The organism is uncultured Arthrobacter sp., from assembly GCF_902805515.1.
Classification (GTDB): domain Bacteria; phylum Actinomycetota; class Actinomycetes; order Actinomycetales; family Micrococcaceae; genus Arthrobacter_D.
Genome location: NZ_CADCTE010000105.1, coordinates 1 through 9,390 on the forward strand (window position 1 = coordinate 1; position 9,390 = coordinate 9,390).

The 9,390-nt window shown below is 68.7% G+C and carries 10 protein-coding genes; 4 read left to right on the forward strand and 6 right to left on the reverse strand.

Annotated elements, in window-relative coordinates:
- From QZX79_RS09475 to QZX79_RS09490, 4 genes are all read right to left on the reverse strand, one after another.
- A partial coding sequence (locus tag QZX79_RS09475; RefSeq protein ID WP_294567906.1) for an IS701 family transposase occupies nt 1-767 on the reverse strand: 767 nt, incomplete at its 3' end.
- A 133-nt stretch (nt 768-900) separates the two neighbouring features.
- Nucleotides 901-1,134 (reverse strand): hypothetical protein, encoded by a 234-nt coding sequence (locus QZX79_RS09480; protein WP_294567886.1) that lies wholly within the window; start codon nt 1,132-1,134, stop codon nt 901-903.
- A complete protein-coding gene (locus QZX79_RS09485) occupies nt 1,131-2,183 on the reverse strand; it encodes an alpha/beta fold hydrolase (protein WP_294567888.1) in 1,053 nt (350 codons plus the stop codon). Before QZX79_RS09485 ends, QZX79_RS09480 begins: the two co-directional genes overlap by 4 nt.
- Complete coding sequence (locus QZX79_RS09490; protein ID WP_294567890.1) at nt 2,180-3,826, reverse strand: NAD(P)/FAD-dependent oxidoreductase; 1,647 nt, start codon at nt 3,824-3,826, stop codon at nt 2,180-2,182. Before QZX79_RS09490 ends, QZX79_RS09485 begins: the two co-directional genes overlap by 4 nt.
- A gap of 221 nt (nt 3,827-4,047) precedes the next feature.
- Here QZX79_RS09490 and QZX79_RS09495 point away from each other — a divergent pair, with 221 nt between their 5' ends.
- Both QZX79_RS09495 and QZX79_RS09500 read left to right on the forward strand, forming a co-directional pair.
- The gene (locus QZX79_RS09495; protein WP_294567892.1) at nt 4,048-4,935 is read left to right on the forward strand and encodes an AraC family transcriptional regulator; all 888 of its coding nucleotides are present in this window, start codon (nt 4,048-4,050) and stop codon (nt 4,933-4,935) included.
- 223 nt (nt 4,936-5,158) lie between these two features.
- Entirely contained in the window at nt 5,159-5,974 is an 816-nt protein-coding gene (locus QZX79_RS09500) for an SMI1/KNR4 family protein (RefSeq protein WP_294567893.1), read from the forward strand.
- A 60-nt stretch (nt 5,975-6,034) separates the two neighbouring features.
- Here the strand turns inward: QZX79_RS09500 and QZX79_RS09505 are convergent, their stop codons facing one another.
- Both QZX79_RS09505 and QZX79_RS09510 read right to left on the reverse strand, forming a co-directional pair.
- Nucleotides 6,035-6,850, reverse strand: coding sequence for an alpha/beta fold hydrolase (locus QZX79_RS09505; protein ID WP_294567896.1), 816 nt, complete (start codon nt 6,848-6,850; stop codon nt 6,035-6,037).
- Nucleotides 6,851-7,430: 580 nt separating this feature from the next.
- Nucleotides 7,431-7,856 carry a hypothetical protein gene (locus tag QZX79_RS09510; protein ID WP_294567899.1) on the reverse strand — a complete coding sequence of 142 codons (426 nt, stop codon included), beginning with the start codon at nt 7,854-7,856 and terminating at the stop codon, nt 7,431-7,433.
- 493 nt (nt 7,857-8,349) lie between these two features.
- On the opposite strand from QZX79_RS09510, the gene QZX79_RS09515 reads away from it, so the two are divergent.
- Both QZX79_RS09515 and QZX79_RS09520 read left to right on the forward strand, forming a co-directional pair.
- Nucleotides 8,350-8,865, forward strand: a complete 516-nt coding sequence (locus QZX79_RS09515) for an integrase core domain-containing protein (RefSeq protein ID WP_294567901.1) — start codon at nt 8,350-8,352, stop codon at nt 8,863-8,865.
- The gene (locus tag QZX79_RS09520; RefSeq protein WP_294567904.1) at nt 8,862-9,044 is read left to right on the forward strand and encodes a hypothetical protein; all 183 of its coding nucleotides are present in this window, start codon (nt 8,862-8,864) and stop codon (nt 9,042-9,044) included. The genes QZX79_RS09515 and QZX79_RS09520 overlap by 4 nt, the downstream gene beginning before the upstream one ends.
- Nucleotides 9,045-9,390: the final 346 nt, after the last annotated feature.

Sequence of the window (9,390 nt, forward strand, 5' to 3'; positions counted from 1 at the left end):
CACGCCTGCTCGGGTGCCTGGGCGACCAGGTCATCGACGCGGCGGGAGCTGAAGGAGAATCCGGCGTCGCGCGGTAGCGGGACCGACTGGCTGCGCGGCACCGCGACGACGTAGCCGATCTTGCGGTGCTCGCACCAGGTGCGGAACTTGTAGTCCTGCCCGTAGGCCTCATCGGCAGCCACCCACCCCGCGGGCACACCGGCATCGAGGGCCCGGGCCAGCATCCGCTGGGCCAACACCGCCTTGGTGGCGAACTCCGCCTGTTCGGGCACCGCCGCCTCACCACGTCGAGCAGGGTCGGCGATCCAGGACTTGGGCAGGTAGAGCTCCCGGTCGATCAATGTGCGGCCCTTGGTGGTGGCGTAGGCGAGGAACACCCCGAGCTGGCAGTTCTCGATCCGCCCCGCGGTGCCGCAGTACTGACGCTGCACCCCGGCGGACTTCGTGCCCTTCTTCAGGAACCCGGTCTCGTCCACGATCAACACCCCGCCCGGGGCGCCCAGGTGCTCGACCGCATAGGAGCGCAGATCATCACGGACACCATCAGCGTCCCAGCTCGCCGCGTTCAGCAGCCGCTGCATCCCATCCGGTGACCGGTCCCCGGCCACCTCGGCCAGCGTCCACCCGTTCTTCCCCGCCAACGGCGCGAGCAGCCCCGACACATACGCCCGCGCTCGGCGCCGTGGCTCGGCCCGGAAGAACCGACCCGCGACCCGCCCGAACAACTCGTCCAGCCCGTCCGACCACGCCGCCACATCCTCATCCACCTGCACAAGACCGAGAACCTAGCAGCACATGATCACGAACTGCGGCTGGAGTACTAGTTGCCCCGCTTGTCGCGCCGGCCGGGCAAGGGCGGTGCAGGGCATCTCGGATCCCGTACCGCAAGGATTCCGCTGCTCAGCGCGCCCTATCCCCTGCCTGGCTGTACGCCCGGTCGCGCACGTCAGACGCGATGCCGTGCACCTGGATGGTCTCGTCGACGTGAAGCTCGTGCAGGTCCGCGCACGACGTGTGGCTCCGAAGGGTCCCAAGCCGCATGGCCCCTACTCCTCCCCCGGCAGCACTGTCGAGCCTGTTGCGAAAGATGTCGAGGCGCTCACCCGAACTCATCGTCAGCGGGGGAGCGCTCACACCTCCGTGGCGAGCAGCTCTGCGAGGTGGCGGTCGATCTGGGGCATGTAGGTGGGTGCCACGCCGAAGAGACCCAGGTGACCGAGGACGTCGTCGATCACGCGCAGCTCGCTGCCCGTGATGTGTCGTTGCTCGGCCTCGTGGTCGCGGACCGGGAAGAACATGTCCTCGTTGATCGGCAGGACGAAGGTCGTGGCTGTGATCAGCCCGAGTGCTGCGGCGAGGTCGCCGTTCGTGTGGCGGGCGACATCACCGTGCTGCCACTTCCAGGCCATGCAGAGCAGGTCGTCGGGGTCCATGACGGTGAAGTAGGGCTCCAGGAACCCGGCCATGAAGGCTTCCTTGGACTCGAACTCCAAGGCTCGCCAGACCTCCTGCTTCCAGAACTCCGTCGAGAAACCCATGACCGCCCAGATCCCGGCGTGGCGGGTGAGGCCGGCCACCACGTCGGCGTTCGACTTGTACTCGCCGTCGGCGAAGCCCGGGTCGGAGGTGATGGCTTCGACGAGGGCCTTCGTGAAGAGGTAGTCGTGCGGGGTGTTCTGCGCCGTTCCGGCGATGGGGGCCGCACGCAGGACCTTGTCGGGGAAGCGAACCGCCCATTCGTAGGTCTGCTGGGCTCCCATCGACCCGCCGACGACCAGCTGCAACTTCTCGATGCCGAAGTGCTCGCGCAGCAGCCGCTCCTGCGCCACGACGTCGTCACCGATCCGGACCCTCGGGAAGTGCGACATCGAGATCTCGTCAGGGGCGTTGTGCGGCGAGGTCGAGAGCCCCGAGCCGATCTGGTCGATCACCACGATGAAGTACCGCTCGGGGTCGAGCGCGTGGTCGGGGCCGATGTACACGTCACGGAAGATCTGATGGGTGCCCGAGTACCAGGTGGTCACCAGGATGGCGTTGTCCTTGGCGTCGCTCAGCGTGCCGAAGGTCGCCACGGCGAGTCGACAGTCCGGAATCGAGCCCCCTTCCTCGAGGTCGAGCCGGCCGATGGAGATGAGGTCGTAGTCGCCGTGGAACTCGTGGGAGTAGAACGGGTTGTCGATCATGTCAGGGCTCCCTGCTTGCCGGCGTCGAATGCGAAGCCTTCGTAGCCGTTGGTGACGATCTCGTCGCACTTCGCCCGGTAGGGTCCGACGAAGCTGAGGTTGGGCATGAACACCCGCGGCTTGCCCGGGATGTTGGCGCCCATGTACCAGCTGTCGGCGGCCTCGAACAGCGTCGGTTTGACCAGTTCGGCGTTGTGCACCACCCAGGCGTCCTCGGCCTGCGTCGTGGGTTCGACGGTGGAAGCGCCGCGGTCGCGCACCTCGCCGATGATCCTCGCGACGAGGTCGACGTGCTGCTCGATGGAGACCGGCATGTTCGACAGCACCGACGGGCTCTGCGGCCCGGTGATGGTGAACAGGTTGGGGAACCCGGCGCTGGTCAGGCCGAGGTAGGTGCGCGGGCCGGCCTCCCACTTCTCCCTCAGCAACCGGCCACCGCGACCCCGGATGTCGATCTTGTTTATCGGGCCGGTCATCGCGTCGAAACCGGTGGCGTAGACGATCGAGTCGAACTCGAAGGACGTGCCGTCCTGCAGTCGCAGCCCGGTCGGAGTGATTTCGGCGATCGGGTTGGACTTCACGTCCACCAGATGCACGTGCGGCTCGTTGAAGGCCTCGTAGTAGCCGGAGTCGAGCGGGTTGCGTTTGACACCGAACGGATAGCCCTTGGGGATCAGCAGTTCGGCGGTGGCCGGGTCCTCGACCTTCTCCCGGATGCGGTCGTGCAGGAAGTTGCGGACCTTGGCGTTGGCTTCGTCGTTGAAGAACATGTCGACGTAGCTGCCGAGCCAGATGCCGAAACCGCCCTCTTCCCAGCGTGGCATCAGCTCGTTGTAGATCTCCTCGTCGGTGGACTCCAGCGCGCCCTTCTCGAGCAGGTCGAGCTCGAAGCCGAAGTACGACCGCTGGATGCGCTCCCGGATGCCCGCGTAATCACCCAGGCGCGCCTTCCTGACCTCGTCCGGCACCGGTCCGTTGTTGGCCGGGATGATGTAGTTGGCGGTGCGCTGGAAGACCGTCAGGTCGGAGGCCTCCTTCGCGATCAGCGGGATGGCCTGCACGGCGCTCGCGCCGGTGCCGATGACGCCGACGCGCTTGCCGGTGAAGTCCACGCCCTCGTGCGGCCAGACCCCGGTGTGGTGCGTCTCGCCCCGGAACGAGTCGCGGCCGGGGAACTCCGGCAGGTTCGACGAGGACAGCGCCCCGACGGCTGTGATCACGTACCGGGCGCGGACAGCCTCACCCCGGTCGGTGGTGACCGTCCAGCTGTTGCCCGCCTCGTCGAAGGTGGCGCCGGTGACCCGGGTGTCGAAGGTGATGTCCCTGGTGAGGTCGAACCGCTCCGCCACGTGCTCGAGGTAGGCCCGGATCTCGTGCTGCTCGGGGTAGCGCTCGCTCCACTCCCACTCCCGCCACAGCTGCTCGTCGAAGGTGAAGCCGTAGATGTAGCTGTCGGAATCCGAGCGGGCGCCGGGGTAGCGGTTCCAGTACCACGTACCGCCCAACCCGCCTCCGGCCTCGAAGACCCGCGCCGTCAGGCCCATCTCGTCGCGGAGCTTGTGCAGCATGTACAGGCCGGAGAACCCGGCCCCGATCACGACCGCATCGACGGTGCTGGCGCGGGTGTCATCGCTGACTGTCATCAGACGCGTCTCCCTGCAGGTGCGATGGTGCTGTGATGCGCACCCTGCCCGCCCGCCCCCTCCGAGGCTTGAACTCCCGGCGGACGGCGTAGAAGGAACTTGCTCCGCGGAGGGTGGGTCGCAGCCGCAGAAGGATCTCGACGGAATCCTCTGTGACCCGGGCCACAGCCCCTACTGTGGGGAATGGGACGAGTGGCGTCGGCGCTGACGCGGAGGTTCACATGGCGGAGGAGCTCATCGTCCCCGACCAGCTCACGCGTCGGGTGCCGGGACAGCTCACCGCGAACAGCCCGGCGGCGGTGTGGGACGGGGTGTCGGTGCGCGGGCATCGCCACGCGGGGTCCGACGTCGAGGTGCCCCCGCTGCGGGACTGCGTGGTCGTGGCCTACCGGCGGGGCCGGACGTCGATGCGCTGCCGCATCGGCGGCGAATGGATCCACGAGACACTCGGGCCCGGTGACGTCTCGCTGCCGACCCGCGCTGCCGAATCGCACTGGGTCTGGCCGGAGGACGTCGAGGTCGTCCACGTCCACCTCACCCAGGACGAGCTCGCGGCGACCGGCCGGAAGATGTACGAACGCGATGTCCAGGAGGTCGAACTCCACGACACCGTCAAGGCCGACGACCCGGCCGTCCACCGGACCGCCCTGCAGATCACCCACGAGGCCACCCAGGGGGCCGCAGGCAGCGGGCTGATGGTGGACTCGCTGTCGTGCCAGCTCGCGGTGCACATCCTGCGCCGCCACGCCCACGTGCTCTTCCGCGAGCGCGGCGGGACCGACGGCCTGACGTTCCGGCAGGACCGCGCCGTGCGCGACTACATCCACCAGCATCTCGGGGAGAGCATCTCCCTCGCCGACCTCGCGGACGAGGTGGGCCTGAGCCGTTTCCACTTCGCTCGGAGGTTCCGGGCCACCACGGGTACGCCGCCCCACGAGTTCGTCATCCAGGAACGGGTCGCGAAGGCTCGGACGATGCTCGAACACTCGAACACACCGCTCCAGGACATCGCCTGCGCGTGCGGCTTCGCCGATCAGAGCCACATGACCCGCGAGTTCAAGAAACGGGTCGGAGCTACGCCGGGCAGGTACCGGTCCCGGAGTCGCTGATCCGGCAGTACGGCGTGACCCGCGATCGGTGCGCTGCTTCCGAGCCCGGGCGATCGCCGTAAGGGAATCGTCAAGTGCCGCATGGTCGGTCGGGTAGCCGGAAGGTCAACTCTTTCCGGCTACCCCGACCCTGACCCCAGTTCTGTTGGGGGCGGCCGTAGCCTGTGCGACGTGCCCGATGGCGACACCGTCCCGTCCTCCCCCGGTTTCATCGGGGCCCGTCGTGGCTGAGCACGATCCGCTCTCCCCGGTGGCGGTCCTGCAGTCGGCGGTACAGGACTTCGCCGGGGTCGCCGAACAGCGGAGCGAGGCGTTCGAGCTCTGCCTGCTCCCAGTGAACGTCGATCACAGCAGTATCCGTTTCCAACCTGGCGCGCCGCCGTACCTGCGGGAGCTGGCGTCGTACGCGGGCGGCTACGAGCTGGGGTCCGAGACGGTCATGTGGGACCCGACCTCGACCGGCGGGCTCTCGCTGCCGGTCGCCATGGACGATCCCTGGGTGATCCAAGTGGACGATGGCGGCAGCTTCAGCGCCATCGACATCTCCCCGGAGGGGGTGTGGGGCGCGGTCTACCGCTTCGTCCACGACCCCGACCTGCTGGCCTACGAATCACCGAGCCTCGGTGAATGGCTGGCCACGCGGTTGAACCTGCACCTCTCGCTCACGCCGTTGACCCGGTCCGACGACGCTGCCGAGGTCTACGACACGGAGCTCTACGAGCTGCTGGACTGCCCGCCAGGGGTGGCGGGCGCGTGTGACCTGTCGTTGGGCCGAGCAGGCGATATCCGCACGTCGGATCCGGTGCTCCAGGATTTCTGCGCGACGCTCCCCCCGGACGCCGTCGTCTCGGACTTTCGCGACGCGCGGCGCGGTGACTACACCGACCTGCTCCTCCCCTTCTTCGACGACGACGACTGGGCCCGAGCGGGGTCCCTGCCGCTGTTCGCCATCCTCCCGGGCACGGCACCGGCGGTTCCTCCGGGTCTGCCGGGGTTGCCGCCCCTGCCGCCGCGCACGTTCGGCCGCCGGCGCGAGTGAGACGACCGGCATACCTGCGAGGAAGCGCCTTCGCTGATCCTTCCGGCCTGCGGTTGGGCATCAGGCGGCGGTGAGGAACACCCGGACGTCCTGGGCGAAGCGCCGGTCGATCAGCGCCTCGCCGTGACCCCGGCCCTTGTACACCAGCAGCCTGCCGTCGCGGACCCCCTCGACGGTCTCGGTGACCAGGTCCGGCGGGCAGACGAGGTCCTGGTCGCCGGTCACCACGAGCGTGGGAGCGGTGATCGCGCCCAGCCGCGGGCCGAGGTCGAACACCGCCTCGGCGCGCAGCGTCCGCACCAGGTCCGAGCGGTCGATGCCGCGGCCGAACACCAGGGGCTCGACCAGCCACTGCAGGTCGCCGAGCAGCAGCTGCCGCCACGGCGACGCCGCGCTCATCCGCACATGCTCCCGGTGGGCGGCGCGGCTCTCGCCGCGCTCGTGCAGTTCCGCGACACGCACCATGATCCGGCGGCCCAGGTCCCCGACCCGGTGCGCGGCGCCGGTGATCACGAGACGTCGCACGACGGTCGGGTGGGCGGCGGCGAGCTGGAGCCCGACCGACCCGCCGGTGGACACGCCGAGCACGTCCACCGGTGCCCCGAAGCGGTCGGCCAGCGCGGTGGCGTGCTCCGCGGCCAGGTCGGCCATCGACACGCCCTCGGGGACTCCTGGACGCCGGTTGACCAGCCACACCGTCGAGCTCTCGGCGAGGGCGCGCAACAGCAGCAGGATGGACCGCCGCGCGAGACCGGTCGGGTTGCCGTTGCAGGGGTTGAACCCGTCGAGCAGCACCAGGTCCGGGCCGCTGCCGAGCCTCAGGTACGGCAGCCCGCCGGCCAGCCGTCCCTCCTCCGTCCCCGCGCGCTCAGCCACGCGCTGATCCTCGCGCACGGGGCCTGCACCGGGCCGCGAAGGGGCCTGCGACGGGGCGGGGCAGCCGGGCCGCGGGAGCGTTCCGGGCGCCATGAGCGCCACGCGCCCGCGTCCTGGAGCTGCTCGCGACCGGGCGAGTGAGCCTTCGCCAACCTCGCCAGGCCAGCGGCCGGGCGACCGGATCATGGGCCCCGCCCGCCTCACTCATCGCACACCGTGGTAGGTCGGAGCGCTGTAGGCGGATCGCTCGCTCGACCGTCGGTAGGGCCTTGACCTGCAGCATCGTCAGGTTGGCAAAGGCTCAGTGAGCTTCTTCCAACCTGACGCTGTAGGCCAGCGCCTCGAAGGAGAGCCTGCAGGCGCGTAGGGAGCTGACACCGCCTGCATCGTCGACTCCGAGGGCCGGCCGGGGTCCTGTGCGGCATGTGTTCAGTGCCGACGGACCCTCCGGCCGGTTCCGCCTTCCACCGGCGCGACAGCCGAGCATGCCGGCGAACCCCACCCTGACCTGGGAGGACGTCAGGTTGAAAAAGGCTCACTGTGATCGGGGGAGTTGGGCAACCGGACTTCGCGGGCCTGTTTACTCGATGATTTCTCCGCCGAGTGCCTCCTGTGCAGATTGGATGAGTTCGGCGGAGTCGGCGTTAAAAATCCAGTTGGGCCCGGTAAGGAACTGCCCGGCTTCGGGATCAGCCTTGATCTCCTCCGCGGCTCCGTTCATGAAGATTTCCTTGGTGTCGCCGTCCTCGAAGATGAAGATGGCGGCGGCGGCCTCGTTGACGAGGCAGCTGGCTCCAGCGGAAGCGCCAGGAATGAGTTCGGATGCATCCGCTTCGGCGAAGGGGGCGCAGGTGACTCCTCCCGCCTCGAGGTCTGCCCGGAGGTCAGCGAGTGAGCTGTACGACTGCTCACCGCCTCCGCAGCCGGCGAGGAGGACTGCCAGGCCGGTGGCGGCCGCAACAGTTGCAGCCGTGCGAACAGTTCTGGCATATGTTTTTGACGGCATCGTGAGGGAGCCTTTCATGATCCGAGTGGGGAGCAGCGCGAAGGGTAGCAGTGGGGAGGCGAGAGTCGTCCGCAAGGCTCCGCTCACGACGCTGCAGACACGGCACGGTAGTCCCGTCCGGAAACGTAACCATGCAGATTCCGGGAGTGACCGGCGGGCCACCACGACCGCGACCCCGAGCGGATCTGGCGGGCGCGGCGAGCCCCGAGCACCGCGCAGAGCCAGCCCCGCATCAGACAGCGGGAGCCCGGCGGGCCTGGGGCCGCCCAGGTGCCCGGCAGTGTCTGAGTTCGATACATCGTTCACAGCTGTCGCGGGTCATCGTTCACACCCGAGGGTCAGGGGTGGGCGATGGGTATGGCGAGGCTGGTGGTCACGGCGGTGCTGGTCGAGGGCCGCTCCAAGAGCGAGGTCGCCCGCACCTACGGGGTGTCCCGGCGATGGGTGATCACGCTGGTGGCGCGGTTCCTGGCCGCTGGCCGACGACACCGATATGGAGATCCTCAACCTGCTCGACGACCACTCCCGGCTATGCCTGCGCAGCGACGCCCGCATGGTGTTCAAGTCCGCCGACGTCGATCACAGCTTCGGTGAAGCGGCAGCTCGCTACGATGACCCGTTCGGGATGCTGTCCGACAACGGGGCGGTGTTCACCGGCCGGTCCCGTCGCGGCGGTCGCGTCGCGCTCGAGGTCACCCTGCACGAGCGCGGGATCGGGTTCCGCCACTCCCGGCCCTACCACCCGCAGACCTGCGGGAAGGTCGAACGGTTCCACCAGACCTTGAAGCAGTGGCTCGCCCGCCGACCCCGCGCCGCCACCGTCGCCGAGCTCCAGGCCCAGCTCGATGAGTTCCGGGAGTACTGCAACACCATCCGGCCGCATCGCGCCCTGGACCGTCGCACCCCGATCCAGGCCTACCTCGCCCGCCCGAACGCCGTCCCGACCGGGCACCGGCTCGACCCCGCCACTACCGCGTCCGGCACGACCGGATCGACCCCAGCGGAGTGATCACCCTGCGGCACAACAGCCGGTTGCACCACATCGGGATCGGCCGCCGCCACGCCGGCACCGACGTCCTGGTCCTCGTCCACGACCTGCACATCCGGGTCCTGGACAGCGACGGGAACCTGCTGCGTGACCTCACCCTCGACCCCGCCCGGGACTACCAACCACGGGCCCAGTCGTGAACGATGTCGCGGGACACCTGTGAACGGTGCCCCGCGACATCACATACGTACCCCCGGCAGGATTCGAACCTGCGCTCCCGCCTCCGGAGGGGCGGCTCGCCTCACCTGTTACAGCCGCTCCGACCAGCACGTTCGCCGTCGGTCCCCATGGTGACGCAGTCCCCGTGAGTACAGGATGGGAACGCGCCATCCGAATCGCGTAGGACGTCGAGGCTGCTGCAGGTGAGGGGAGTGACAGGCGTTCGACGCTGTCACTCCTGTCACTCACCTGTTTTCCCAGCTCAGAGGGGCGCCGTGACATAATGACAAATTTCTGTACAAGAGCTGCGTGACAGGCGTCTGACGC